Origin of the sequence: Micromonospora sp. BL1, assembly GCF_003667485.1 — a bacterium.
Classification (GTDB): Bacteria; Actinomycetota; Actinomycetes; order Mycobacteriales; family Micromonosporaceae; genus Micromonospora; species Micromonospora tulbaghiae.
Genome location: NZ_RCVK01000232.1, coordinates 33,394 through 58,943, shown reverse-complemented (window position 1 = coordinate 58,943; position 25,550 = coordinate 33,394). Strand labels below are relative to the sequence as shown.

The window sequence follows — 25,550 nt, the reverse complement described above, 5'->3', positions numbered from 1 at the left end:
GGCGGGATCCGCGTGTGGGCACGGCCTGCGGGCGCGCCCGTGCCGCCCGCCGTGGCTCCGGAAGTTTCGGGGATCGCCGGTTCTGCCGGTTGAGTCGATCGCGCCTGCGGGCCGATGCTTGGCGAATCGACCGTAGACGATGGAAGAGGTGCCGGAGCATGCGCCGACCCGCGCTCGTCGTACTCGTCCTCGCCGCCCTGCTCGCCGGCACCCCGGCGGTCGCCCGGGCCGGCGCCGCCGCACCGCCGCCCGACCCCGCCGCGCTCGCCGGGATCCGCACGCCCGGCACCGCCTGGGAGCACGACCCGGCCACCGGCCGGCTCACTGTCACCGCCGACGACACCGTACGCGGGCGCGAGCTGGCCGCGTTGCGGCGCACCGCCGACCGGGCCGGTGCGGTGCTGCGCCACGAACCCGGCCGGCTGCGCACGCTCATCGCCGGCGGCCAGGCGATCTACGGCGGCGGTGGGCGCTGCTCCCTGGGCGCGAACGTGCGCAGCGGCACCGCCTGGTACTTCGTGACCGCCGGGCACTGCACCCGCCTCGCCGCCACCTGGTACGCCGACAGCGCCCGCACCACGGTGCTCGGCAGCCGGACCGGCAGCAGCTTCCCCGGCAACGACTACGGCGTGGTCCGGTACACCGGGACCGTCGCCCACCCGAGCGCGATCCACACCTACCCCGGGCAGGTCACCGTCACCGCCGCCGGCAGCGCGTACGTCGGGCAGGCGGTCTGCCGCAGCGGCGCCACCACGGGCGTGCGGTGCGGCACCGTCACCGGGCTGAACGCGACTGTCAACTACGCCGAGGGCAGCGTCACCGGGCTCATCCGCACGAACATCTGCGCCGAGCCGGGCGACAGCGGCGGACCGCTCTACGTGGCCGCGACCGGCACCGTCATCGGCGTCCTCTCCGGCGGCAGCGGCAACTGCACGAGCGGCGGCACCAGCTACTACCAGCCGATCCTGGAGATCCTCGCCGCGTACGGCCTGACCATCCCCTGACCGGCGGTGCGGCCGGGGCGCCCGACGCGCCCCGGCCGGTGGTCAGCCCGCGCAGTTGTTGTTGCGCACCGGCCGGGTCAGCCGCTCCTGGTCCCCGAACGCCGCGTACACCCGCAGGTAGCACGGCAGGTCCACGTCACCGTAGTAGCTGACGACCTGGTCGTCGTAGTGCGTGGTGCCGCTGTCGGTCACCTGCCACGTGCCGCCGTCACCGGACTGGATCTCCCAGTAGACGTCGCCCGAGCAGCCGTCCAGGCCGCGCGACCAGGCGATCAGGTTGGCCCCGTTGTAGACCTCCGACTGCACCAGGGTGCAGGCCGCGGCCTGGGCCGGTGTCGTGACCGCGAGCAGGCCCGCGGCCGTCATCGCCCCGGCGCCGAGCGCCGCCATCAGCTTGCGCATGCTTCAGCTCCTCCACGGTGGATGGTGGATCTTTCCGCCGAGGGTAGCGGGAGGTGAAAACAAGCTTCAATGCCTGAGCGGTAAACCGTGGGAAATCTTCAGCTCGCGGTGTCGCCGGGCACGGCCATCTCACCCAGGCGCGACCAGTCCTGCTGCGGCACCGTCACGTTGACGATCCTGGGCGTCTCGGCCAGGTGCGGAGGCAGCGTGCGCCGGGCGGTCCGGAAGTGCTCCGACTGCACGTGCGCCGCGCCCGCCTCGTCGTCGCGGAACGCCTCGACCAGCACGTACTCGGTCGGGTCGTCCAGGCTGCGGGACCAGTCGAACCACAGGCAGCCGGGCTCGGCCCGGGTCGCGGCGGTGAAGTCGGCGACGATCTGCGGCCAGTTGTCGGCGTCCTCCGGACGGACCCGGAACTTCGCGGTAATGAAGATCATGGGATCAGGCTACCCAGGCCGGACAGGCCGTCGTGCGGCATCAGCTCTTGGCCGCCGGCCCGAGCAGTTCGGCCGCCCGCCGGTCGGCGAACGCGGTGACCGCCTGCTGCCCGGCGCCGAAGACGATCGCCAGGCCCAGCAGCGCGGCGGTACTGCTCACGCTGGTCTCCACCAGGCCGCCGATGACCAGCATGATGCCGACCACCGCCACCAGCGGGCCGATCGCGAGCTTCAGCAGCCCCTGCTGGAACGGCAGCTTGTAGGGCAGCCCGCCGGACCGTGAGGTGATCATCGAGGGCAGCGCGCTGAGGAACGCGCCGAGCGCCCCGGCGATCAGCACGAAGAACAGCAGCCGCCAGGCCGGCACGCCACCGGCGTCGGTCGGCGCCTCCAGCAGCCGTACGTCGTGGCTGCGCCACTGCACCAGCACCACCAGGATCTCCGCCACCAGCGCGAACACCGACAGCCCCAGCATCCGGTTGCGCAGCCGGCGGGCCGACTCGTGGAACTCGTCGGACGCGGAGTGGTAGCGCAGCAGCAGTGCCTGCACCCGGGCGCGCAGCAGCGCGTCGGACGGGGTGCCGGCCGACGGGTCGAGATCGGTGAGCACCTTGTCGTCGGCCGGCAGCACCTGCGCCGCCGCGCTCCGGTACGCCGGCAGCAGCCCGGTCAGCTCGTCCGGGCTGCGCAGCGCCACCATCCCCCGCTCCACCGAGTGGATCGTCTGCCACGCGTACTCCAGGTTGCCGCCGCGCAACCACTCGACCACGCCGCTGCGTCCGAGTACCCCCTCCACCCCGGACAGCTGCGCGCGCAGCGCCCCGGCCCGCTCCGGGTCGCGCGCGGACAGCACCGCGAGCTGCTGGTACAGGTCGTCGAGTTTGGTCCGGACGCGGACCTGCCACACCGCGCCGGGAACCGGCGCGGCGGGCCGGACCCGCCGGTCCTCCGGCGCGTTCCGCGGACCGGGTACAGCCTCCGGCTGGGTCTCCTGTCCGATCATCGTGCCCCACCTCTTTCCCCCCACCCGGCGCGGGGCGCGCGCGAGCCTGCCACCAGTATTCGCAGGTCAGAGGCATAATGGCTAGCGCACAACGGACAGTCGGCCGGGTCGCGGCGGCGGTGGCGCCGACCTGACGGACGACACCGCGGCGCTCGGGCGGTCGGTAGCCTGAGCCGGTGACCGTCTACGCCCTCGCACAGCTCACCATCCACGACCGGGCGCGCTACGACAGGTATGCCGCCGCCTTCCCGCCGGTGCTGGCCCGCTACGGCGGGAAGCTGCTCGCCGCCGACACCGCCCCCCGCGTGGTCGAGGGCGACTGGCCGCACCAGAAGGCGGTACTGCTGTCGTTCGACAACCGCGAGGACTTCGAGCGCTGGTCCACCTCGCCGGAGTACCGGGAGATCTCCCGGGACCGGGAGGCGGCCACCGAGGGCGTTGTCCTGCTGCTCGACGGGATCGGTCACGCCTGGCCGGCCTGAGCCGTCAGAGCCGGTGGCGCACCCACACGTTGGGCTCGACGTACGCGGCGTGGTCGTGGTCGACGTCGACGAGCACCGGCGTCAGCGCGCCCGGCACGCGTACCGGGCCGGAGGTGTCGAACGGCAGCCCGGTCCAGCGCCGCCAGTCGGCGAGCGTGCCGGTCACCGTCATCGACCGGGGCGCGATCCGCTCGACGACCCCGCCCGCCCGCACGTGCACCCGCAGCCACGGGTCGGCCGGCAGCCCGTCCGGGCCGCGCCGGGCCACGTACTCGGTCATCGGCACGTCCGGGACGGCGGCCTTGCCGTTCGGGCGCACCGGCGCCACCAGCGTGTCGAAGCCCGCGCCGGCCACCGCCGCGCGCATGGCCGCGAGCATCAGCCCGGACAGCCCGCCGCCGCGCCGGTCCGGGCGCACGCAGATCTCCAGCGCCGACACCAGGTTCGGAGTGGACCCGGTGAGCCGGCCCAGCGTGGCCCGCTGGATCACCCGGTCCCAGCCGCCGTCGGGCAGCTCGTCCTCGGTCCAGCGCAGCGGCACCGCGTACCCCCGGGCCACCGCCCGGCCCGGCTCGGCCGGGTCGACGGCGGCGAAGACGAACTCGGGGTACGTCTCGTGCGCGACGCCGTAGTAGATCGCGCCCATCGGGTCCCAGAGCATGAACGGCGGCCAGGCGCCGTCGAAGTCGGTGTCCAGCAGCGGCGCCAGGTCGGGCCGCTGCGCCAGGGTCACGATCTCCACTGTCACGCCGGGCAGGCTAGAGCCGCGCGGCCCGGACCGCACGCCGTTTTGTCGGCGCCGGTGGCTAGGCTGCCGGCATGGCAGATCCGTTCCGGGTGCGCGTCACCGTGCGCGGCTACGAACTCGACACGCAGGGGCACCTCAACCAGGCGGTCTACCTCCAGTACGCCGAGCACGCCCGCTGGGAGTGCCTGCGCGCGTCCGGCATCGGCCAGGACCGGCTGCTCGCCGGCGGCGTCGGGCCGGTCGCGCTGGAGGTGACGGTGCGCTACCTGCGGGAGCTGCGCGGCGGCGACGAGGTCGACGTGACCTGCGAGTTCCACTGGGGCGAGGGCAAGACGTTCCGGATCGGCCAGGAGTTCACCCGTGCCGACGGCACCCCGGTCGCCTCGGTGACCGGCGTCGGCGGGCTGCTCGACCTCACCGGGCGGCGGCTCGTGGCCGACCCGCGCGAGCGGTTCCGGGCGCTGGCCACCGACCCCGTGCCGATGAACCTGTGACGCCCGGTCAGCCCGCCGCGCGCAGGTAGGCGAGCACGGCGAGCACCCGCCGGTTGGTGTCCTCGTCCGGCGGCAGGCCGAGTTTGGCCAGGATGTTGCCCACGTGCTTGCCGACCGCCGCCTCGGTGACGTACAGCCGGGCCGCGATGGCCGCGTTGGAGTGGCCCTCGGCGACCAGGCCCAGCACCTCCCGCTCACGGGGGGACAGCGCGCCGAGCGGGTCGCGCGGACGCCGCAGCAGGTGCCGCACCACGTCCGGGTCGACGGCGGTGCCGCCGGCCGCCACCCGGCGCAGCGTCGCGGCGAACTCCGCGACGTCGGCCACCCGGTCCTTGAGCAGGTAGCCGACCCGGTTGCCGTCGCCGCTGTCGAGCAGCGCGGCGGCGTACCCGCTCTGCACGTGCTGGCTGAGCACCACCACGGCGAGGTCCGGGCATTCGGCACGCAGCGTGACGGCCGCGCGCAGGCCGTCGTCGCGATGCTGCGGCGGCATCCGGATGTCGGTCACCAGGAGGTCGGGCCGGTGCGTGCGCACCGCGTCGAGCAGCTCCGGGGCGGAGCCGACCGCGGCGTCCACCGCGAAGCCGAACCGGGTCAGCAGGCCCACCAGGCCCTCCCGGAGCAGCACCTCGTCCTCGGCCAGGACGACCCGGGTCACGGACGGCACGGCAGCTCCACCCGCACGAGGGTAGGCCCACCGGGCGGGCTGGACAGCAGCAGCCGCCCGTCCGCCGCGGCCACCCGGTCCGCGAGCCCGGTCAGGCCGGTGCCGCGCGCCGGGTCGGCGCCGCCCCGGCCGTCGTCGCGTACCTCCACCACCAGCAGGCGGTCGGTACGGGTCAGCCGCACCTGCGCCCGGGTGGCCCCGGCGTGCCGGGCGACGTTGCCGAGCGTCTCCGAGACCACGTACCAGGCGGTGGTCTCCACCAGGTCGGGCACCGGGCGGGTCAGGTCGGCGTGCACGGTGACCGGGACGACCGACCGGGCGGCCAGGTCGCCGACGGCGGCGGCCAGACCGAGTTCGGTGAGCTGTGGCGGGCGGATGCCCTGCACTATGCCGCGCAACGTCACCATCAGCTCCTTGGCCTGCTCGTGCGCCGCCGCGAGCGGCTTCGCCACCGGGGAGTCGTCCGGCACGTCCAGGCGGGCCAGCCCGAGCTGGAGGGTGAGACTGGTCAGGCGTGGCTGCACGCCGTCGTGCACGTCCCGCTCGATGCGGCGCCGCTCCGCCTCGTAGGCGCTCACCAGGCGGGCACGGGACCGGGTCACCTCGCGCAGGGCCGTCCCGGCGGGCGCGTCGTCGAGCAGCAGGCGGGTCACCGCCGCCTGCGCCGCGACGAGCAGGCCGGCCAGGTAGACCAGTGCCGGGGCCGCCAGCAGGCCGGCGAAGGCGTACGGCACCGCCTCGGCCGGGGAGTCGACAGTGGCCCAGACCAGCACGATCCGGTCCTCGCCGCCGGCCAGCCAGGGACCGGCGACGAGCGCCGCGTCCAGCAGCACGAGCAGCCCGAACATCCCGTACGCCAGCGGCACCGCCGCACCCAGCACGGCCAGGTACGCGCCCTCCCGCCACCCGGTGGCGGTGGTGAAACGGGCGGCGAGCCCGCGCCACCTCGGCGCGGTCACCGGGCGGTCGTCGACCAGGCCGAGGCGCCACCGCTCGAACGCGGCCAGCGGCGCGCCGGCCAGCGGGGCGAGCGCCACCACCGCCAGCGCCACCACGGCCAGCGCCGCCAGCGCCCCGGCGTCGACCGGGCGGCCCCGCCGCAGCGCGGCGGCCACCAGCAGCACCGGCGCGGCGACGACCGCCGCGCCGAGCGCCGCCGCGCCGGCCAGGGGCAGGGTCGTGACGGCGTACGCCAGGGCCCGCCACGGCCACGCGGAGAGCAGGTAGCGGCGGCGGCGCAACGCGACGGCCAGCCCGTGATCAACTGTCATGGCCCGACGCTAGCCAGACCACGCCGCCCGGCCCAGCCGGTTGGACCCCGCTCTCCGGGTAGGTCTGGCCCTACCCCGAACCGGCCCGCCACGCCCCGTGCGCCGGGCCGCCCCGGGACGGTGCACTCGGCGGATGAGAAACCGCCTCGCGGGCGCCTGCTGGCTGCTCGCCACCGCGTCGTTCCTGGCCGCCAACGTCGTCGTCGGCCTGGCCTGGGACCAGCCCGGGTTCAGCTGGGCCGAGCACAACATCAGCGACCTCGGCAACGTCACCTGCGGCGTGTGGGACAGCAGCCGGCCCCGCCCGGTCTGCTCGCCGTGGCACCCGGCCATGAACGCCGTATTCGTCGGCGCCGGGCTGCTGCTCGCGCTGGGCGCGCTGCTCGCACACCGCGCGCTGCGCCCGGGCCGCGCCGCGGCCGTCGCCGTCGCGTCGATCGTGGCCGCCGGGTCCGGGTACGTGCTGGCCGGCCTCCACCCGGCGGACGTGGACGAGAACCTGCACGTGCTCGGCGCGCTGCTGGTCTTCGCGCCCGGCAACGCCGCGCTGCTCGCCGCCGCGCTCGCCCGCCGGTCGCCGCTGCTGCGCGAGCTGCGGACCGTCAGCGCGCTCCTGGGCCTGCTCGGGCTCGCCGGCACCGTGCTGTTCCTGTCCCGGGTGGACGCCGGCATCGGCGTGGGCGGCATGGAACGCGTCGCCGTGTTCCCGCTGTTCGCCTGGGTGACGGCGGCCGGGCTCCGGCTGCTGTGGTCGTGTCGGTCCCGGCCCCTATCCTGACCGGATGGAGCTGGCGTTCAGCGGCGAGGTGTGGTTCTGGCGCGGCCCGGCGCCGTACCACTTCGTCACGGTGCCCGACGAGCAGAGCGCGGCGATCGAGGCCGCCTCGGCGTCGGTCACCTACGGCTGGGGCATGATCCCGGTGACGGTCCGCATCGGTGACACCGACTGGCGGACGTCGCTGTGGCCCAAGGACGGCCGGTACGTGGTGCCGCTGCGGGTCGCGGCGCGCCGGGCGGAGGGCATCGAGCTGGGCGACCGGGTCGACGTGCGGCTGACGGTGGACGTGTGACCGGGCCGGAACTGGTCGAGGCGGGCCGGCTGCTCGCCGCCGCGCGGCGGCCGGTGGTCTTCACCGGGGCGGGCATGTCGGCCGAGAGCGGCGTGCCGACGTTCCGCGACGCGCAGACCGGGCTCTGGCAGCGCTACGACCCGCAGGAGCTGGCGACCCCGGCGGCGTTCCGGGCCGACCCGGCGCTGGTCTGGGGCTGGTACGAGGCACGCCGGCGTGGGGTGCGGCGGGCGCTGCCGAATCCGGGGCACCGGGCGGTGGCGGCGATCCAGGCCCGCCTCCCGGAGACGGTGGTGATCACCCAGAACGTCGACGACCTGCACGAGCGTGGCGGCGTGCCCGCACCGGTACGCCTGCACGGCAGCCTGTTCGCGCCCCGCTGCTCGGCCTGCGCCCGGCCCGCGCCGCTGCCGTCCGACCTGCCGCCGCCCTCCGACGCGCCGGTGCCCGGCGCTCCGGAGGCGCGCGACGAGGCGGAACCGCCCGGCGGGCCCGTGTCGCATGCGCCGGAACCGCAGGACGGACCGCTGACCCCGCCCGCGTGCGCCGGATGCGGCGCGCCCGTGCGGCCCGGGGTGGTGTGGTTCGGCGAGGCGCTGCCGTCGGCCGCGCTGGACGCGGCGGTCGAGGCGGCGACCGGCTGCGACCTGCTGCTGACGGTGGGCACCTCGGCGCTCGTGCACCCGGCCGCCGAGATCCCGCTCGTGGCGGCCCGTCTCGGCGCGCCCGTGGTGCAGGTGAACCCGGTGCCGACGCCGCTGGACGCGATCTGCGCGGTGAACCTGCGCGGCCCGGCCGGCGAGGTGCTGCCCGCGCTGGTGCGTGCCGCCTGGCCGGACGCCGACGCCGGCTGAGCTGCCCGCCGCCGCCCTGCCCGTCGCCCTGCCTGACAGCCCAGCCGCGCCGCCTCGTCGTACCGCCCGGCGGGCACCGGTCCGGCGGACCGGCGCCGGGCGTGATCGCGGGAATCACCCGATTCGACCGTCCGGGGCCGCCTACCGTCGGCGCAGGAGGTGGACCGGCGGAGGGCGGCGGACGTGGGACGCGAACGGGTGCGACGGCGGCTGCGTGCGCCCCGGCCGGGGCCGGACCAGCGCCGGGTCACCCCGTTCGAGATCTTCTTCGACCTGGTCTTCGTCTTCGCGCTCACCCGGATCATGGCGCTGATCGAGCCGCACCCGACCCCGGCCGGGATGGCCAAGGGCCTGCTCCTGCTCGTGCTGCTCTGGGTGGCGTGGCTGTCGTACACCTGGTTGGGCAACCACACGCCCGCCGACGTCGGGGTGGTGCGCGGCGGGTTCCTGGTCGCGATGGCCGCGTTGTTCCTGGCCGCGCTCGCCATGCCGCAGGCGTGGACGCCGGGCCCGGGGCTGGACGGACCGCTGATCGTCGTGCTGGCCTACGTGGTGCTGCGCGTGGTGCACCTGACGCTGTTCCACTGGGCCGCGGCGGGTGACCCGGAACTGCGCGCCCGGATCCGGTTCTTCGCGTTCGTCAGCGCCGTCGGCTGGGTGCCGCTACTGCTCGGCGCGCTGCTGGACGGTGCCGCGCACGCGGCGCTGTGGGTGCTGGGCTTCGCCGTCGAGGTGGCCGGTCAACGGCTGTCGTACGCCCGCCGGGGCGCCTGGCCGCTGCGCAGCCCGACGCACTTCGCCGAGCGGTACGGCCTGGTGCTGATCATCTCGCTGGGGGAGTCGGTGGTGGCCGCGGGGGTGGGAGCGGCCTCGGCGGTCACCGAGCCGCCGGTCCTCGCCGTGGCGCTCGTCGCCTTCGTGGTGACCGTCTGCCTCTGGTGGCTCTACTTCCACCGCACGTCCCCGGCGGCGGCCCGGGCGCTCTCCGCCGCACCGGCGGCGCAGCGGGACCGGATGGCCGCGGACGCCTACAGCCAGACCCATCTGCTGCTCGTCGCCGGCGTCATCTACCTGGCACTCGGCGTCGAACAGGTGCTGGAGCACGTCGCCGACCCGGAGGCCGGGCCCCGGCTGAACCCCTCAGCGGCGGTGGCGCTGTTCGGCGGCGCGGCCGTCTACCTGGCCGGACGGCTGCTGTTCCGCCGGCTGACCGGGCAGCCGGTCGGACCGGCCCGGCTGGCCGTCGCCGGGGCGGCGCTGCCGCTGGCCGTGCTCGGGACGGTATTGCCGCCACCGCTGGCGCTCGCGGCGCTGGCCGGGCTGCTGCTGGCCGCGATCGCCGTCGATCGGCGCGGTGCGCCGTCCGCCGCCGGGCGGTCGACGGTAACCGATGCGCATCAACCGGTTTGAAAGCCGCACACACCGGAGAAGTGCAGGTCGCGCCCGGCAGAGTGGCCGGCGCGATCACGGGAGGTGGCGATGTCACGGAAACTGCGGGCGACCGCGTTGGCCGGGGTGCTGACCCTGGCGATCAGCGGCTGCGGCGGCGTCGGCGGGGGAGGGGACTCCGGCGGCGGTGGCGCCGAGGGCAGCGGCGCGCTGAGCACCATGGGCTTCAGCCTGTCCGACGAGATCGCCACCACCCGGGTGGACGCGTTCAAGCGCGACCACGGCGACGTCCGGCTGACGATCACCGAGGGCGCGTTCGACGAGCAGCAGTTCCTGTCGGCGGTTGCCTCGGGCAACCCACCGGACCTGGTCTACATGGACCGCAAGCTCATCGGCACGTACGCCGAGCGCGGCTCGATCCAGCCGCTCACCGACTGCGTCGAGAAGCAGCGGATCGACATGGCGGAGTACCGGCAGTCCGCGCGGGAGCAGGTGACGCTCGACGGCACGGTGTACGGCATCCCCGAGTTCTCCCAGGTCCGCGTGCTCTACCTGAACGAGGCGCTGCTCAAGCGGGCCGGGCTGGGCGCCGACGACGTGAACCTGGCCGACTGGGCGGGCCTGCCCGCGCTCAACGCCAGGCTCGCCGCCGTCTCCGGAGGCCGGCTCAGCCGCATCGGCATCGACCCGAAGATCCCCGAGTTCCTGCCGATGTGGGCCAAGGCCAACGGCGCCGACATGATCTCCGCCGACGGCACCCGGGCCAACCTCACCGACCCGAAGGTGGTCGAGGCGCTCACCACCGGCGTCGGGCTCATCCAGGCCCAGGGCGGCTGGGGGAAGTTCAAGTCGTTCCGGGACACGTTCGACTTCTTCGGCGCGCAGAACCCGCTGGCGAAGAACCAGATCGCCGCGTGGCCGATGGAGGAGTGGTTCCTCAACCAGGCCGCGAAGAACAGCCCGGACGCCGAGCTGGTGGTCAAGCCGTTCGTGGACCGGCAGGGCAAGCCGCTGAGCCTGTCCTCCGGGCAGGCGTGGGTGATCACCAAGGGGGCGAAGAACCCGGACGCCGCCTGCGCGTTCGTCAAGCAGATGACCGCCACCGACACCTGGCTGGCCGCCGCCCGGGCCCGCGCCGAGGCGCGCAAGGCCGCCAACCTGCCCTTCACCGGCCTCTGGACCGGCAACACCACAGCCGACAAGAAGATCTTCGACGAGGTGTACAAGCCCACCGGCAACAAGCGCTTCGACGACGCGGTGCAGACCATCCGCCAGGCGCAGGACGCCGCGTTCGCGATGCCCGCCTCGCCCGCCGGCGCCGAGTTCGACAAGGCGTGGACGGACGCGGTCAACCGGGTGCTGTCCGGTCAGGAGCAGCCCGCGCAGGCGCTCGACCGGGCCCAGCGGGAGGCGACCGCCGCGCTGGACAAGGCCGCGGACTAGCCCGCCATGGCCACCACCACCGTCACCCCTGCCGTACCGGGCCGGCGGCGCCGCACGTCGCTGGCCCGGCGGGAGGCCCGCTGGGCGTACCTGTTCCTGGCGCCGTGGATCGTCGGGTTCCTGGCGTTCACCGCCGGGCCGATGATCGCCAGCCTGTGGCTCAGCTTCACCGAGTACGACGTGATCAACTCGCCGCGCTTCACCGGGCTGGACAACTACCGGCAACTGATGTCGGACCCGCAGGTGGCGCGCAGCCTCGGCAACACCGTCTACTACACCGCGCTGCACGTGCCGCTGGTGATGGCGATCTCGCTCGGGCTGGCCCTGCTGCTCAAGCGCGTCGGCCGGCTCTCCGGCTTCTTCCGTACCGTGTTCTACCTGCCGGTGATGACCCCGGCGGTGGCGGTCGGCATCCTGTTCCTGCTGCTGCTCAACACGCAGGACGGCCTGATCAACCGCGGCCTGGCGCTGGTCGGGATCGACGGTCCGAGCTGGACCACGGACCCGGACTGGGTGATGCCCGGCATCGTGCTGATGAGCCTGTGGAGCCTCGGCTCCACCGTGATCATCTATCTGGCCGCGTTGCAGGGCGTGCCCCGCGACCTGTACGAGGCGGCCCAGCTCGACGGTGCCGGCGCCTGGGCGCGGTTCCGGCACGTCACGCTGCCGATGATCTCCGGCGCGCTGTTCTTCACGCTGATCGTCAACACCATCGCGTCGCTGCAGATGTTCACCGAGGTCTACACCATGTACTTCGGCAACCGGCAGACCGCCGGTTCGTTCAGCAGCGACGCGGCGTCGTTCTACGTGATCCACCTGTTCCGGGAGGCGTTCCAGTTCCTGCACATGGGTTTCGCCTCGGCGATGGCCTGGCTGCTCTTCCTGATCATCCTGGTGATCACGCTGGTGCAGGTGAAGCTGGGCAACCGGTTTGTCTACTACGAGGGGGAGGACCGGTGACCACCACGAGTCAGCCGCCGGCCGCCGGCGCCGTGGTGGCGCCGGTGACCGCGCCCGGACCGGTGCGGCAGGCCGACGACGGCCGCCGGCCCCGCTGGCAGCGCGTGCTGTTCGTGCTCGCCCTGGTGGCCGCCGCCGTGGTCTTCCTGCTGCCGTTCGTCTGGCTGGTCGGCGCGTCGCTGCGACCCCGGGAGTACGTCTTCGCGCCCGGCCTGCTGCCCACGCCGTTCGCGCCGGACAACTACGCCCGGGCGTGGGACGCCATGCCGCTGTTCACCTGGCTGTTCAACAGCGTCGTGGTGGGCGTGGCGGCGGCGGCCGCGGCCACGCTGTCCAGCGCCTGGGTCGCGTTCGGGTTCGCGTACTTCCGGTTCCCCGGCCGCAACCTGCTGTTCGGGCTGGTGCTGGCCACCATGATGCTGCCGTTCGCGGTCACCATGATCCCGACGTACCTGATCTGGAACCGGCTCGGCCTGGTCGACACACAGGTGCCGCTCTGGGCCGGCAACCTGTTCGGCTCGGCGTTCTACATCTTCCTGCTGCGCCAGTTCTTCCTGTCGCTGCCCCGGGAGTACTTCGAGGCGGCCCGGGTCGACGGGGCCAGCTATCCGCAGCTGTTCTGGCGGATGGCGTTCCCGCTGGTCCGTCCGGCCCTGCTGGTGGCGTTCGTGTTCGAGTTCAAGGCGAGCTGGACGGACCTGGTGAAGCCGCTGATCTACCTGCGCAACGAGCAGCTCTACACGCTGCCCCGGGGGCTGAAGGTGATCCTGGACCGGTTCGGCTACGGCGGCGAGCAGCAGTGGGAGGTCGTGCTCGCCGCCAGCGTGATCGCCACCGTACCGATGATCATCCTGTTCTTCCTGGCCCAACGGCACTTCGTGGAAGGGATCGCGACGGGCGGGCGCAAGGGGTGAGCCTCACGCGCCGCGCGGCGCCCGCTTCGGGAAGACGGTGTACGCGACCGGCCAGAACACCAACCAGCCCGCCATCACCACGGTGAGCCGGCCGGTCCACGCCCACAGTTCGGCGGTGCGCTCGCCGTCGCCGACCAGGGCGATGCCGGCGAGCAGCACGGCGCAGGCGACCGCCCAGCCGATCATGCCCTTGCCCCACTCGCGCCACTCGTGCCGGGCCCGCGCCATCCCGTACCGGGGGGCCCGGCGCGGGGGAGGGCCGCCGGCGAACCGGTGCGCGAACCGCTCGTCGGCCCAGCGCACCATGCTGTGCCCGAACGCCACCGAGAACCCGAGGTACGCGGCGGCCAGGCCGTGGGCGAACGTGGCGGTGGCGCCCCGGCGCAGGTCGATCATCGTGGCGGCGAGCAGCACGAGGTCGACCACCGGCACGGCGATCAGCAGGGCGGCGCCGAGGCGGGGCCGCCGCAGCGGGTACCGGGCGATCAGCCCGGCGAGCAGCACCACCCAGAACGCCACCTCGCATCCGACGATCACTGCCACGAGCATGCGGACTCCTTTTTTAGTACGCTGTGCGATAACCGTAACAGCGGCCGTCAACCAGGTTCCGGAGGGGCCCGTGCCCAAGATCGTCGACCACGACGCGCGCCGTGCCGAGCTGGCGCGGGCGATGTGGCGGGTGGTCTACCGCGACGGCGTCGGCGCCGCCACCGTCCGCAGCATCGCGGCCGAGGCGGGCTGGTCACCGAGCGCGCTGCGGCACTATTTCGCCACCCAGACCGAGCTGCTGGTGTTCGCCATGGAGCACGTGCAGGCCGAGGCGGCCGAGCGGATCGCCGCCGACGACCGCACCGGCAGTCCGCGCGAGGTCGCCCAGCGGATCCTGGAACAACTGCTGCCGCTGGACCGCCAGCGCGTCCGCGAGGCCGAGGTGTGGCTGCTGCTCGCCGCGCGCGCCCAGACCGACCCGGCGGCGCGAACCCGGATGGCCGACGCGGACGACGGCATCCGCCGCGCCGCCGAGTTCGCCGTCGCGCTGCTCACCGGACAACCGGCCGCCGGCCCCGAGGCGGTCGCCCGGTTGCACGCCCTGCTCGACGGGCTCGCGCTGCACGCGCTGCTGTATCCCGAGCGGATGCCGCCCGCGCGCGCCCGCGAGCTGCTCGGCGCGCACCTGGACACGCTGGTCGCGTCCTGAGCGCCCTGGCCGCGGCCAGGGCGACTCAGTCGCCCGGCGGCCGGCCCATCGCCGCGCCCAGCTCGGCGCGGCTGGCGATGCCCAGCTTGCGGTAGACCCGGGCCAGGTTGGCCTCCACCGTCTTCGGGCTGATGTAGAGCGCGTCGGCGATGAGCCGGTTGGTCTGACCCCGGGCGGCGAGCCGGGCGACCCGCTCCTCGGTGGCGGTGAGCGTGGTCGGCGCCGGGGTGCGGGCGCCGATGCGGCCCAGCTCCGCCCGCGCCCGGTCGGCGAACGCGGACGCGCCCAGCGCGTCGAACTCGGCCGCGGCCGCGTCGAGCGCCGCCCGCGCCTCCCGACGTCGCCGCACCCGCCGGTACGTGCGGCCGGCGGCGAGCAGGCAGCGGGCCCGGTCCAGCGGCAGCACCCCCTCCGGCACCGCGGCCCGGGCCTGCGTCAGCGCGTCCAGCGCCGCGCCCGGATCCGCCCCGGTCGCCCCGGCCAGCAGCACCCGGCTGCGGGCCAGCCCGAGCGTCGTCCACGGGCGCGGCAGCCGGCGGTGGCGCCCGGCCAGCCGGTCCAGCGCGGCGCGCGCGGTGTCCAGGTCACCGGCGCCCACGCACGCCTCGATCCAGTCCGGCTCGAAACGCTGCCCCAGCGGTTCGGCGATGCCCGACCCGTCGAGATCGGCGGCGAGCGCGCCGTACGCAGCCGCGGCGGTGACCCACTCCCCGGAGGCCAGCGCCACCAGGCCGGTGAGCTGATGGTGCAGTCGCCGGCTCCACGCGTCGCCGAGGTCGTCGTCGCGGCGCAGCCCGGCGGCCGCGGCGCCCGCCCGCGCCAGCCGCCCCCGGTGCGCGTCGAGCACACCGGCCAGCCAGCTCTCGCCCACCAGCCCGGTGCCCAGCTGCTCACCCAGGTCACGGGCGGCGGCGATGTGCGTACCGGCCTCGGCGAAGCGCCCCGCCAGCAGTTCCGTCTCGCCGAGGTGGGTCAGCACCTCGTGCCGCAGCGGGTCGTCGCCGCGCGCCACCGCCAGGTCCAGCATCAGGTGCAGCCGGGACCGCGCCCGGTCGTGGTCGTCGACCGACTTCCACCAGATCGCCGGCACCGAACCGGCCAGGAAGGACGGTTCACCCGCCTCCAGCGACAGGGCCCGGTCCAGCAGATCGGTGGGCGCCGGGCCGCCGGCGCGTACCTCGTGGAAGAACAGCAGCAGCAGCGCGGCGGTGAGCAGCGGGCGGTGCTCGTCCCGGTCGGACAGGCGGGCGATCGCGGCCCGCGCGTGCCGGCGGGCGGGCTCCGGCTGGTCGTGGAACATGGTCAGGTGGGTGTGGATCCGCCCGGCCAGATCCCCGTCCGGCCCGGCGGCCGCGAGCGCCTGCTCGGCGACGCGGACGGCGGTGACGAGGTCGTCGGCGCACCACGCGACGAGCGCGCGCAGCAGCAGCGCCTCGCCCCGCTCGGCGCCGGTCAGCTCCCCGGCCGCCGCCTCGGCGGCCCGCCCGGCCGCCGCGTAGTCGCCGCCGTCGATGCGGCACTGCACCGCGTCGAGGCGACGCCGGTTCCGGTCGGCGGCGGCGGACGAAGGGGTCAGCTCGGCCGCCCGGGCGTACCAGTCGGCGGCGAGCGCTGAGGCGCCACGCATCCGCTGCCGGGCCGCCGCGGCGGCCAGGTCGGCGGCGACAGCGGCGTCCGGCGCCACGGTGCACCGGGACAGGTGCCGGGCCCGCTCGTCCGGCTCGGCGACCGTGCCGGCGAGCAGCGCGTGCATCCGCCGCCGGACCCCCGGCGGGATGCTCTCGCGCACCGCCGCCGCGTACCGGGGGTGCGCGAAGTCGACCCGGCTCGGGGTGACCACGACCAGCCCGGCGTCCTCGGCCGCGTCCAGTGCCCCGGCCGGCACACCCGCCGCCGCCAGGTCCCGCAGCGTCGGCACGGTCAGCAGCGCGGCCAGCCGCACCGCGTCCCGGCTCGGGCCGGGCAGCGCCCGCAGCGTCTCCGCGAGCAGCAGGCGCAGCGACGACGGGACGGGCAGGTCCTCGTCGTGCGCGGGCGGGCGGGGCAGCCGCAGCACCGCTCGGGCCAGTTCGATCGCGAGCAGCGGATTGCCGTCGGCGTCGCGGGCCAGCCGGTCGGTGAGCGGACGGCTGAGCGTGCCGCCGAGCCGGGCCGCCAGGACGCGGTGCAGGTCCGGCGGGGTGAGCGGGGGTACGTCGGCGCGCAGCAGCGGATGCCGGCCGGTCGGGTCGTCGTCCAGCCCCAGCGGCACCGGCGCCGGCGGGCTGTCCCCGGTGCGGTGGGTGGCCAGGACGGCGGGCCACCGGGTCAGCCGGCGCAGCGCGAACCGCAGCGCCCGGGCGCTCGGCGGGTCCAGCCACTGGGGATCGTCGACCGCGAGCAGGACCCGGGGCGCGTCGGTGACCGCCGCGTCGAGCAGCGTACGGGTGGCCGCGCCCACCGCCCGCTCGTCCACCGCGCCGTCGTGCTCACCGGTCAGCAGCACCATGTCGGCGGCCACCCGTTGCGGCGCGGGCAGCCCCGGCAGGGCGTCGGCGAGCGGGCGCAGCACGTCGGCCAGAGCCGCGTACGGCAGCGCGGTCTCGGCCTCGGTGGGCGCGGCGGACAGCACCCGCCAGCCGGTCCGCCCGGCGTGGGCGACCACGGCCCGCCAGAGCGCGGTCTTGCCGATGCCGCTGGGACCGTCGAGCAGCACCGGCGTACCGGAGGTCAGGGCACGCCACACCCGCTCGACGACCGCGTCGCGGCCGACCAGTGCGGCGTCCATGGCGGGATGGTGGCACAGCCGCGCCCGCGAACCCAGCGTCGGCGCGGCCTAGCCCGGAAGCTGTCCGCATATCGAGACGGGCGGGATCACCTCCTGGTTGCGGTAGACGGCGGCGCTCCAGCTCGGCCCGCCCGACGCCACGATCGGCGGGATCCGGGGCGCCCGGGACGGGCTGAGCAGGCTGAGGAACTTGTTGATCACCTGGACGACGGGTTCCAGGATCCGGTAGCCGATCCCGAACCGCGCATGCACACCGAGCCCGACGCCCCGGCACAGCGCGTACGGCGCGCCGAGCGCGGAACCGATGGTGGCGCCGTACGAGGCGATCAGCTCGAACCAGATGCCGGCGGTGAACAGGAACGCGCTGATCCCCATGGTGAACCGCACGCCGTGCCGGACGACCAGGCCCATCACGCCGACCGGCACGCCGGTGAGCGAGTCGAGCAGGCTCACCCGGCGCGCGAACCCCTCCGTCACGCGCGAGCCCACCTGGCCGTTCGCGTAACCGAACCCGAGCCTGCCGGCCAGCGCGTACTCACCGGCGCCGCGGAACGTGCCCCGGCGGGCGCCGAACGCGGTGGCCACCTCCAGCGTCTGGCTCACCGTGAACGACAGCGGCAGGCCGGCGACCAGCCCGATCGGGAACGCGATGTCGACCGGGACCGGAAACGTGCGGCGGTGGTTCTGCCCGCCGTCGATGCCGGCGGTGAAGTCCACCTTGATGCCGAAGCCGCCACCGATCTCCAGCTCGGCCCGGGTCACCTTGCCCGCGCCGACCGCCAGGTGGAACGACGCGGCCGGGCGCCCCACGGTCAGCGTCACGGTCCCGGCCAGCCGGAGCCCGCCGTCGTCGTACGTGAAGTGCGTGCCGACGCCACCGGCGCAGCAGAACGTCCGCACCCGGTAGCCGTGGGCGGTGGCGCCCGCCTGCCCGCCCGGCGCCGGTGGCGGCTGCGCGGGCGCGACGGCGAGCGGACGCGACCGGCCCAGCGTGCCGCCGGCCGCCGCGACCTCCCGGGTCCACGAGGGTTCACCCGCCACGTAGACGGTCGGGCGGTCGAGGGCGACGTCGTCGCCGCCGAACGTGCCGTCGCGGATCACCTCGGTGAGCGTGACCGGTCCGATCGTGACGACCAGGTCACCGCCTTCCTCGGCCAGGTCGAGCACCCGGCCCACGCCGCGTCCGGTGAGGAACATGACCCGGCCGGGCGCGAGCCGGTCCGCGTCGCGCGCGCCGGGGTCGAGCCGCCAGGTCAGCCCGTCCGGGCTCACCGACCGCACGGTCCGGCTGCCGCCGCCGACCAGCACTACGTCCGGTTGCAGCGTGACGTCCTTCCCCGGCGCCGGGGCCTGCCCGTACCGGGGCTGCCCGCCGTCGCCCCCGTCCGCCGGGCCGGGCGTGGGCCCGCCGCAGCCGGTCACCAGGAGCAGCGCCGCCAGGCCGGCCGCGAGCAGCCGTCGGCCGCGCACCGGCCGCCTCACATCCGGCCGGCGACGGTACGGGCGAGCCGTTCCAGCGGCGCCCGGTTCTCCTGCGGGTCGTTGAGCCGCACCAGCCGCACCGCGACCCACAGCTCGCCCTTGCGCAGGAAGAACGCCTCCGCGGTGAGCAGCGCCTCGTCGGCGGTCCCGGCCAGCTCACGGATCTCGTGCCCGAGCTGCCGTTCGATGTCGAGGTACTTCTTGGCGCCCTCGCCCACGAACACCTCGACCTGGGCGGTCGGCCCGGTCACCGGCCCGGTGTAGGTGCACGACTGCCCGGCCACCACCGGTTCGTCCAGCGCCGTGCCGGCGAGGCGTTCCGCGTCGGCCTTCGACACCAGCGTGCACGCCTGTGGGGCGGCGTCGTCCACCGGTCCGGCGCTCGGCTCGGCCGGTGCCTCCCCGGTCGGCTCGGCGACCGGCGCGCCCGCACCGGGCGGAGCGCCGCCGGCGGCCGGCGGTTCGTCGTCGCCGCAGCCGGCGGGCGCGGTGAGCAGGGTCGCGGTCAGCGCGAGCGCGACCAGTCGGCGGCTTCGCATGCCGGCCCCGCTCAGGCCGGGATCGCGTCGAGCGTACGGCGCAGGATCTGTTCGTTGCCCGCGGTGCCGCCGCCGAAGCTGCTGATGGTCACCGTGTACGTGCCCTTGCCCTCGATCAGCACCGCCTCGCCGCGGATGTCCTTGACCGCGAGGTAGCCCCGCTCGCCCCGGTCCAGGTCGACGACCTTCTCGTACTGCTGGCCGGCCTGCTCGTGCTGGTAGTCGTAGGTGGCCTTGCCGGCGGTGGCGGAGGCGGTGGTGACCGCCAGCTGGGCGACGCCGTCGCCGAACGAGCAGTTCCCCTCGTCGCGCAGCTTGCGGTCGACCAGTTCGGAGACCTGGGCGGCGGTGAACGGGCACGGGGGCCGGACGTCGTCCACCGCGCCCGCGTCCACGTCGCCGCCGTCCTCGCCCGCCGCGGAGCCGGCCGGCCCGCCGTCGACGATCCCGTCGCCGGAGTCGCACCCGGCCGGCGCGAGCAGGGCGAGCAGCAGCAGGGGCAGGATCAGCCCTCGCGGGAGCCCGCCGTCGCGGCGGGCACGGGCGGTCCGGGCCGGGGTGAGCGCGTCAGTTGCCATGGCCCGACGCTAGGCGCGCCGTCACCGGCCGTAATCGGGGGTTTCCCTATGCGGTGACCTTGCCGACGGGCTCGCCCGACCCCACCGGCGGCGCGTCCGCGTCGCTGCGCCGCCCCACCCGGATGGCGAGCCGATCCACGTAGCCGACCATGAGCGCGACGAACAGCAGCACGAACAGGATCAGCATGGGCAGCGGCAGGATCAGGCCCAGCGGAAGCTCGCCCCCGGCGCCGAAGGCGCGGCTGGCGATCATGTTCACCAGCGCGGGAGCGGTCAGGCTGTCCGGGCCCCGGCTCACCAGCATCGACCACAGTGGCGACTGGGCGTGCGCCAGCCAGGTCACCGACGCGGTCACGGCCAGCATCGGCAGCGCCGGCAGCAGCAGCGTACGGCCGACGCCGCCGCCGGAGCGCCACCGCTCGTGCTGGCCTCGGAACAGCAGCGTGAACGCGAACAGCGCGGGCACCGACAGCCAGGTCGGCGGCACCAGGCCGAGGAACAGGCCGAGCTGGTCGAGTTCCCTGGTGCGCTCGAAACCGGCGATGGCCAGCGGGCCGACGCCGACGAACAACCACGGCGCGAACGGCACCAGCAGCAGTTCGCTGTAGCGCCCGAGCGGGCGCAGCGCGCCGATCCCGAACCCGGCCAGCGCGGCGAGCGCCACCGCGACGAGTGTGGACAGCAGCGGCGGCACCCAGGTGTTGGCGAACAGGTTCGCGGTCTCGACCCCCCGGGGCAGGGGCCCGGTGTCGGCGGAGAGGTTCCGCAGCCACGGCAGCGACGCCCAGACGGTCACGCTGAGGACGACGACGAGCGCGACAGCGGTCAGCCCGACGAGCAGCGGCCGGCGGCCGGAGTAGGACTCCGCCTCCCGCACGGCCGGGCCGTCCCGCCAGCCGTCGAACTCGATGCGCAGCCGGGTGGCCAGGATGAGCGCCACCGCGGCCAGTCCGAGCAGCCCGAGCAGCACCAGCAGCAGCGTCGACGTGGCCGATCCGGCGCCCAGGCGCATCGTCCGGAACGAGGTCTGCGCGGCGGTGAACACCGGCGTCGCCGTGTCGTCGCCGCCCGGCCCGCCGCCGGTCAGGATGTACGGGGCGGTGTAGGTCTGCAGGGCGGCGGCGAGAACGCTCAGGCCGAGCAACCCACCGACGGCCAGCATGGCGGGCGCGGGCCGCTGGTCGGGCTCGCGGCGGCGCAGGGCGCTCAGGTACAGCGTCGCGGCCACCGCGACGACCAGCCCGAACGTCACCTGTGCCAGCGCCGAGACGAGGAGCGTCCGGGGAGACTGCAGTTCCTGGGTGAAGGTGCCGTTCTCGATGTGCTCGGCGCGCCGGCCGAGGAACACCGCGACCGGCGCGTACGCGGCGAGCGGCAGCGCCAGCACGCCCCGGGTGACCAGGCGGGCCACCCGGCCGGCCCGGTCGGCGACGATCGCGAGCAGCGGCGCGGCGAGCAGCGCCACCGCCAGCGGGATCAGGCTTAGCAGCACCGCGAGCCCGACCTGCCCGACGAACCCGGAGGTGAAGGCGGCCTCGTAGTTCGCCGTGCCGACCGACTCGCCCGAGCCGCGCGGCCCGTCACCCTGGAAGCTGCGAGCCACTGTGGACAGCGTCGGCAGGACGTACGACCAGATCCAGGCGATCACCGCCGGGACGACCAGGGCCAGCCCGATCAGGGCCCTCCCCGGACGGTTCGGCGGCGTGAGCGGGGGCACTGACGCTGTCGCCTGCGGTGCTGCCGGCTGGTTCATCGGGACATCCACCCTCGAAGATCGACGATCACGGCCGCCGCGACGATAGCCGACCCGGTCAAAACCGGCAGCGCCACCGGCCCACGTCGGCGCGGGGGCGGCTAGGGTCGCAACCGTGCGGACCAAGCAGGAGCTGTCGACGGCGATCCGGGAACGACGGCGGGCGGCGCTCGTGGTCAACGCCCACTCCCGCCGTGGCCGGCGGCTCTACGACACCGTCCACGCACGCCTGCGGGCGGCCGGTTTCGCGCTGCTCGGCGCGTACCCGGTGGACCGGCCCGGCGAGCTGGACCGGGTGCTCGCCGAGGCCGCCGACCTCGGGCCGGACCTGCTGGTCACCGGCGGCGGCGACGGCACCGTCGGCGCGGCCGCCCGGCTGCTCGCCCACCGGGACATCGCGATGGGCCTGCTGCCGCTGGGCACCACGAACAACTTCGCCCGCACCGTCGGCGTCCCGCTCGACCTGGACGCCGCCGTCGCGGTGCTCACCGACGGCAAGGTCATCGACGTCGACCTGGGCCTGATCGGCGACACCCGGTTCACCAACCACGTCGGGATCGGGTTGTCCGCCGACATCATGCAGGCCGCGCCGCCGAGGCTGAAGCGGGTCGTCGGGCGGCTCGCGTACCCGATGACCGGGCTGGGGCTGCTGGCCCGGCACCGGCCGCTGGCCGTGACGGTCCGCGCCGAGGGCCGCGAGCACACGTTCACCACCCACCAGGTGTACGTGGCCAACGGCGGCTTCCACGCCGGCCGGCCCATCACCGCCGACGCCACCGCCGACGACCGGCTGCTGGTCGCGTACCCGGTGGGTGGGCCGACCCGGCGCGGGCTGCTGCGCGAGACGGCGCGCAACGCGGCGGCCGGCCACCGCCGCACGCTCGGCGACGAGCCGTTCCTGGCGGTACGCCAGCTGTGGCTGGACACCGACCGGCCGGCCCGCATCGAGGTCGACGGCGAGCCGTACGGGCAGACGCCGGTACGCATCGGCCTGGACCCGAACGCGTTGCGGCTGATGGCCCGCGCCGACAGCCCGGATCACTGACCGGTCAGGCCCAGTGCTCCTCGTCGGGCAGTGGGATCTCCGTGTTCTGCTCCACCGCGTCGGCGGCGGTCAGGTCGTCGCGCACCGACTCACCCAGGCCCGCCCGGTCGCTCGGCGGGCGCAGCACGCCCTGCTCGGCCAGGTCCGACTCGCTCGCCTCGGGCACCGCCGTGCCGACCGTGCCGGGCGGTCCGACGAGTGTCTCGTCCTGCCGCTGTTCCTGCGCGTCGGCCTCGGGCGGGCGGCGCAGCGCGTCCTCGCTCATCGGGCGCGCCCCGTCACGCCGTGCGCCGCACGTACGGCGCGCTCTGGTCGGCCACCTCGCCGTACTCGGCCGGGAGCTGCCCGACGACCTGCGCGTAGGCGGCCGGGTCGACCGCGTCGCGCAGCACGTCGAACACCGCCGTGATCCCGTCCCGCGCGGCGTCCACGTCGACGTCGGCGCGTCCGCTCACCCGCTCCACGAACACGTCGAGCCCGAACGGCTCGGCGTCCTCGGCCGGGCCGAACGCGTACGCCCGCAGCGCCTCCGGCAGCCGGTCGGCGAGGTCGCGGGCCTCTCCGCCGTCGATGCGCTCGGCCAGCGTGGTCAACGTCGCCCGGGTGATCGCGGTGGCCTGCTCCGTGGACGCGCCGCACCGTTCGGCCACCGCGCCGACGAACTGATCCTGGTCCATCTCGCCGCCTTCCTCCGCTGGGATTGCCGGATTCCCACGCTGGACCTCGGCAAACGGGGCGTGAGCCCGAGGAGCCGGAGCCGCCGGACCGGGGGTAGCGTGCAGGCCGGAACCCGCAGCGAGGAGGCCCCGACAGTGCAGCCGACGATCGTGGACGTGCCCACCCCCGACGGAACGGCCGACGCCTACCTGGCCACGCCGGGGTCCGGCGGGCCCTTCCCGGCCGTCCTGCTGTTCATGGACGCGTTCGGGCTGCGGCCCCGGGTCGCGGAGATGGCCGCCACGATCGCCGACCGCGGGTACGTGGTGCTCGCCCCCAACCTGTTCCACCGCGCCGGGCGCGCCCCGCTGATCGACCTCGGCGCGCTCGCCGACGACAGCCGCCGGGCCGCCCTGTTCGAGAGCATCGGGCCGATGATGGCCGCGTTGACGCCGGACGCGGTGGCCCGCGACACGGCCGCCTACCTGGACTTCCTCGCCGCCCGCCCGGACGTCGCGCCGGGCCCGGCGGCGATCACCGGCTACTGCATGGGCGGCACGAACGCGCTGCGCGCGATCGAGGCGCTCCCGGACCGGATCGCCGCGGTGGCCGCGTTCCACGCCGGGCGGGTGGTCACCGACGCCCCGGACAGCCCGCACCTGGCCGTCGGCGCGGTGACCGGCGAACTCTACTTCGGGCACGCCGACGCCGACCCGTCGATGACCGCCGAGCAGATCGCCACGCTGGAGAAGACGCTGGACGCGGCCGGGGTGACCTACCGTTCCGAGGTGTACGCCGGCGCCCGCCACGGCTACACCCAGTCGGACACCCCGATGTACGACGAGCAGGCCACGCGGAGGCACTGGAGGGCGCTGTTCGACCTGCTGGACCGCACGTACCGCCGCTGACTCCGAAGGGCGCGCGGGGGCACGGCCGACGATTCACCGGCCCGGAGCCGGGTAACCGCCGTCATGACCGACCGCCGCGCCGACGACACCGTCCGCTCGCCCCTGGACGGGGCGGTCGAGCGGGGCGGTCTCGCGCTCTCCCGGGTCCGTGACCAGGGCGGCGCGGCCGGCCGGAACCGGCTGCGCCAACTGGAGATCACCGTGGTGATCTCCGCGCAGGCCGGGCTGGCCGCGGCGCTCGCCGCGCTGCTCGCCCAGATGCTGCTCGGCTCCGGCGCGCACGTCTTCGCCCCCGCCGCCGCGGTCGGCACCATCGCCACCGCCATCGGCCAGCGCGCCCGCCGCACGTTCGAGCTGCTCGTCGGCGTCGGCCTCGGCATCGTGGTCGGTGACCTGCTGCGCGCGCTGCTCGGCAGCGGATCCTGGCAGACCGGCCTGGTGGTCACGCTCGCCATCGCCACCGCGCTGCTGGTGGCCGGACGCGGCGGCGCGCTGGTGGGCCAGGCCGGCGGTACGGCGGTGCTGATCGCCACGCTCGCGCCGGTGCAGCCCGGCCTGGAACTGCCCCGCATCTTCGACGCGCTGGTCGGCGGCCTGGTCGGCCTGTTCGTGGTGGCGCTGCTGCTGCCGGTCAACCCGATCCGCGTGCTGGACCGGGCGGTGGAGCCGGTGGTCGCCCGGCTCACCGAGCAGCTCGACGCCGTCGCCCACGCGCTGACCCGCCGCGACGCCGACGCGGCGCAGCGCGCACTGGACGATCTGCGCGGGATCGAACCGGACATCGGGCGGCTCAACGAGGCGCTCAGCGGGGCCGAGGAGGTGGTCACCATCGCCCCGGCCCGCTGGCACCGCCGGGCCCGGTTCCACCGGTACGCCGACGCGACCCAGCACCTCGAACGGCTGGTCCTGTACGCCCGCTCGATCGCCCGCCGCTCCGCCACCGCGTTGCAGTACGACGAGCCGGTCCCGCCCGCGCTGCCCGACGCGGTGGCCCGCCTCGGCGACGCGGTGCGGGAGCTGAAGCGGGCCTGCAGGTCCGGGGAGGACCTGGACCGCACCCGGGAGCTGGTACGGCAGGGCGCCGAGCTGGCCGGGCGCGCGTGGTCGCAGGGTGTGCGCGCCTACGGCGAGGCGATGATCAGCGATCTGCGGACCGGGCAGAGCGAGCTGCTGCGGGCCACCGGCTGCCGGCCCGAGGACGCCAACGGCACCGTGCGCCGGGCCGCCGGTGCGGGGGAGGCGGAGGCGCGCCCGCCGGTCCGGGCCCGGATGAGCCGCCCGGTCCGGCGCCGGCCCGCTGCCCGGGGCGCGCCGGGGCGGCGTCCGGACATGTTCCGCCCACCGACCCGCGTCGCCTGACCCGGCCCGGCCACCCGTCGTCGTCCGGCCGTCGTCGTCCGGCCCGGCCGCCCGCCTCCGGCCGGTCCGGCTGCCCGTCGTCGTCCGGCCGGGTTGCCGGCCGCAGGCCACCGGGCGTCGACTGGC

The 25,550-nt window shown here is 75.3% G+C and carries 28 protein-coding genes; 14 read left to right on the top strand and 14 right to left on the bottom strand.

The window, feature by feature from the left end; translation table 11 throughout:
- Window positions 1-158 precede the first annotated feature (158 nt).
- Entirely contained in the window at window positions 159-1,004 is an 846-nt protein-coding gene (locus EAD96_RS14885; RefSeq protein WP_121684688.1) for a S1 family peptidase, read from the top strand.
- Window positions 1,005-1,046: 42 nt separating this feature from the next.
- Here the strand turns inward: EAD96_RS14885 and EAD96_RS14880 are convergent, their stop codons facing one another.
- From EAD96_RS14880 to EAD96_RS14870, 3 genes are all read right to left on the bottom strand, one after another.
- Window positions 1,047-1,406: a hypothetical protein gene (locus EAD96_RS14880; protein WP_120569752.1), complete on the bottom strand. Its 360-nt coding sequence runs from the start codon at window positions 1,404-1,406 to the stop codon at window positions 1,047-1,049.
- A gap of 98 nt (window positions 1,407-1,504) precedes the next feature.
- Window positions 1,505-1,843, bottom strand: coding sequence for a putative quinol monooxygenase (locus EAD96_RS14875; RefSeq protein WP_120569753.1), 339 nt, complete (start codon window positions 1,841-1,843; stop codon window positions 1,505-1,507).
- Between the two features lie 40 nt (window positions 1,844-1,883).
- Window positions 1,884-2,846, bottom strand: coding sequence for a hypothetical protein (locus EAD96_RS14870; protein ID WP_121684687.1), 963 nt, complete (start codon window positions 2,844-2,846; stop codon window positions 1,884-1,886).
- A 176-nt stretch (window positions 2,847-3,022) separates the two neighbouring features.
- Here EAD96_RS14870 and EAD96_RS14865 point away from each other — a divergent pair, with 176 nt between their 5' ends.
- Window positions 3,023-3,328, top strand: coding sequence for a DUF1330 domain-containing protein (locus EAD96_RS14865; RefSeq protein WP_121684686.1), 306 nt, complete (start codon window positions 3,023-3,025; stop codon window positions 3,326-3,328).
- Window positions 3,329-3,332: 4 nt separating this feature from the next.
- On the opposite strand, the gene EAD96_RS14860 is transcribed toward EAD96_RS14865, so the two are convergent.
- Window positions 3,333-4,076 carry an N-acetyltransferase gene (locus tag EAD96_RS14860; RefSeq protein ID WP_233585780.1) on the bottom strand — a complete coding sequence of 248 codons (744 nt, stop codon included), beginning with the start codon at window positions 4,074-4,076 and terminating at the stop codon, window positions 3,333-3,335.
- 71 nt (window positions 4,077-4,147) lie between these two features.
- Between EAD96_RS14860 and EAD96_RS14855 the strand changes: the two genes are divergently transcribed.
- Window positions 4,148-4,570 (top strand): thioesterase family protein, encoded by a 423-nt coding sequence (locus EAD96_RS14855; RefSeq protein ID WP_121684684.1) that lies wholly within the window; start codon window positions 4,148-4,150, stop codon window positions 4,568-4,570.
- A 7-nt stretch (window positions 4,571-4,577) separates the two neighbouring features.
- Here EAD96_RS14855 and EAD96_RS14850 read toward each other — a convergent pair whose 3' ends face one another.
- A complete protein-coding gene (locus EAD96_RS14850; protein ID WP_121684683.1) occupies window positions 4,578-5,237 on the bottom strand; it encodes a response regulator transcription factor in 660 nt (219 codons plus the stop codon).
- A complete protein-coding gene (locus EAD96_RS14845; RefSeq protein WP_121684682.1) occupies window positions 5,225-6,508 on the bottom strand; it encodes a sensor histidine kinase in 1,284 nt (427 codons plus the stop codon). Before EAD96_RS14845 ends, EAD96_RS14850 begins: the two co-directional genes overlap by 13 nt.
- A gap of 133 nt (window positions 6,509-6,641) precedes the next feature.
- Between EAD96_RS14845 and EAD96_RS14840 the strand changes: the two genes are divergently transcribed.
- The 7 genes from EAD96_RS14840 to EAD96_RS14810 all read left to right on the top strand — a co-directional run bounded on the left by EAD96_RS14840 (window position 6,642) and on the right by EAD96_RS14810 (window position 13,138).
- Window positions 6,642-7,286, top strand: a complete 645-nt coding sequence (locus tag EAD96_RS14840) for a DUF998 domain-containing protein (RefSeq protein WP_121684681.1) — start codon at window positions 6,642-6,644, stop codon at window positions 7,284-7,286.
- Between the two features lie 4 nt (window positions 7,287-7,290).
- Complete coding sequence (locus EAD96_RS14835; protein WP_120569760.1) at window positions 7,291-7,578, top strand: DUF1905 domain-containing protein; 288 nt, start codon at window positions 7,291-7,293, stop codon at window positions 7,576-7,578.
- Entirely contained in the window at window positions 7,575-8,432 is an 858-nt protein-coding gene (locus tag EAD96_RS14830; RefSeq protein ID WP_121684680.1) for a Sir2 family NAD-dependent protein deacetylase, read from the top strand. The genes EAD96_RS14835 and EAD96_RS14830 overlap by 4 nt, the downstream gene beginning before the upstream one ends.
- A gap of 183 nt (window positions 8,433-8,615) precedes the next feature.
- Window positions 8,616-9,842 carry a low temperature requirement protein A gene (locus tag EAD96_RS14825; protein ID WP_121684679.1) on the top strand — a complete coding sequence of 409 codons (1,227 nt, stop codon included), beginning with the start codon at window positions 8,616-8,618 and terminating at the stop codon, window positions 9,840-9,842.
- A gap of 69 nt (window positions 9,843-9,911) precedes the next feature.
- Entirely contained in the window at window positions 9,912-11,264 is a 1,353-nt protein-coding gene (locus EAD96_RS14820) for an extracellular solute-binding protein (RefSeq protein WP_121684678.1), read from the top strand.
- Window positions 11,265-11,270: 6 nt separating this feature from the next.
- The gene (locus tag EAD96_RS14815) at window positions 11,271-12,224 is read left to right on the top strand and encodes a carbohydrate ABC transporter permease (RefSeq protein ID WP_121684677.1); all 954 of its coding nucleotides are present in this window, start codon (window positions 11,271-11,273) and stop codon (window positions 12,222-12,224) included.
- Window positions 12,221-13,138 (top strand): carbohydrate ABC transporter permease, encoded by a 918-nt coding sequence (locus EAD96_RS14810; protein ID WP_199733176.1) that lies wholly within the window; start codon window positions 12,221-12,223, stop codon window positions 13,136-13,138. Before EAD96_RS14815 ends, EAD96_RS14810 begins: the two co-directional genes overlap by 4 nt.
- A 3-nt stretch (window positions 13,139-13,141) precedes the next feature.
- On the opposite strand, the gene EAD96_RS14805 is transcribed toward EAD96_RS14810, so the two are convergent.
- Window positions 13,142-13,687 (bottom strand): hypothetical protein, encoded by a 546-nt coding sequence (locus tag EAD96_RS14805; protein ID WP_120569764.1) that lies wholly within the window; start codon window positions 13,685-13,687, stop codon window positions 13,142-13,144.
- A gap of 70 nt (window positions 13,688-13,757) precedes the next feature.
- Between EAD96_RS14805 and EAD96_RS14800 the strand changes: the two genes are divergently transcribed.
- Window positions 13,758-14,336, top strand: coding sequence for a TetR/AcrR family transcriptional regulator (locus tag EAD96_RS14800; protein WP_120569765.1), 579 nt, complete (start codon window positions 13,758-13,760; stop codon window positions 14,334-14,336).
- A gap of 25 nt (window positions 14,337-14,361) precedes the next feature.
- On the opposite strand, the gene EAD96_RS14795 is transcribed toward EAD96_RS14800, so the two are convergent.
- Genes EAD96_RS14795 through EAD96_RS14775 form a run of 5 tightly spaced genes read right to left on the bottom strand, consistent with a single transcriptional unit; the run spans window position 14,362 to window position 21,455 of the window.
- A complete protein-coding gene (locus EAD96_RS14795) occupies window positions 14,362-17,103 on the bottom strand; it encodes an AAA family ATPase (RefSeq protein ID WP_120569766.1) in 2,742 nt (913 codons plus the stop codon).
- Window positions 17,104-17,151: 48 nt separating this feature from the next.
- The gene (locus tag EAD96_RS14790; protein WP_121684676.1) at window positions 17,152-18,573 is read right to left on the bottom strand and encodes a hypothetical protein; all 1,422 of its coding nucleotides are present in this window, start codon (window positions 18,571-18,573) and stop codon (window positions 17,152-17,154) included.
- A gap of 8 nt (window positions 18,574-18,581) precedes the next feature.
- Window positions 18,582-19,124 (bottom strand): hypothetical protein, encoded by a 543-nt coding sequence (locus tag EAD96_RS14785; RefSeq protein WP_121684675.1) that lies wholly within the window; start codon window positions 19,122-19,124, stop codon window positions 18,582-18,584.
- Window positions 19,125-19,135: 11 nt separating this feature from the next.
- Window positions 19,136-19,702 carry a hypothetical protein gene (locus EAD96_RS14780; RefSeq protein WP_121684674.1) on the bottom strand — a complete coding sequence of 189 codons (567 nt, stop codon included), beginning with the start codon at window positions 19,700-19,702 and terminating at the stop codon, window positions 19,136-19,138.
- A gap of 46 nt (window positions 19,703-19,748) precedes the next feature.
- The gene (locus EAD96_RS14775) at window positions 19,749-21,455 is read right to left on the bottom strand and encodes a sugar ABC transporter permease (protein WP_121684673.1); all 1,707 of its coding nucleotides are present in this window, start codon (window positions 21,453-21,455) and stop codon (window positions 19,749-19,751) included.
- 115 nt (window positions 21,456-21,570) lie between these two features.
- Here EAD96_RS14775 and EAD96_RS14770 point away from each other — a divergent pair, with 115 nt between their 5' ends.
- A complete protein-coding gene (locus EAD96_RS14770) occupies window positions 21,571-22,500 on the top strand; it encodes a diacylglycerol kinase family protein (RefSeq protein WP_121684672.1) in 930 nt (309 codons plus the stop codon).
- Between the two features lie 4 nt (window positions 22,501-22,504).
- Here the strand turns inward: EAD96_RS14770 and EAD96_RS14765 are convergent, their stop codons facing one another.
- A complete protein-coding gene (locus EAD96_RS14765) occupies window positions 22,505-22,765 on the bottom strand; it encodes a hypothetical protein (RefSeq protein ID WP_121684671.1) in 261 nt (86 codons plus the stop codon).
- Window positions 22,766-22,778: 13 nt separating this feature from the next.
- On the bottom strand, window positions 22,779-23,177 hold the full coding sequence (locus EAD96_RS14760) for a DUF2267 domain-containing protein (RefSeq protein WP_121684670.1): 399 nt from the start codon (window positions 23,175-23,177) through the stop codon (window positions 22,779-22,781).
- Window positions 23,178-23,312: 135 nt separating this feature from the next.
- Between EAD96_RS14760 and EAD96_RS14755 the strand changes: the two genes are divergently transcribed.
- On the top strand, window positions 23,313-24,065 hold the full coding sequence (locus EAD96_RS14755; RefSeq protein WP_121684690.1) for a dienelactone hydrolase family protein: 753 nt from the start codon (window positions 23,313-23,315) through the stop codon (window positions 24,063-24,065).
- A gap of 63 nt (window positions 24,066-24,128) precedes the next feature.
- Window positions 24,129-25,424: an aromatic acid exporter family protein gene (locus EAD96_RS14750; RefSeq protein ID WP_121684669.1), complete on the top strand. Its 1,296-nt coding sequence runs from the start codon at window positions 24,129-24,131 to the stop codon at window positions 25,422-25,424.
- The last annotated feature ends 126 nt before the right edge of the window (window positions 25,425-25,550 follow it).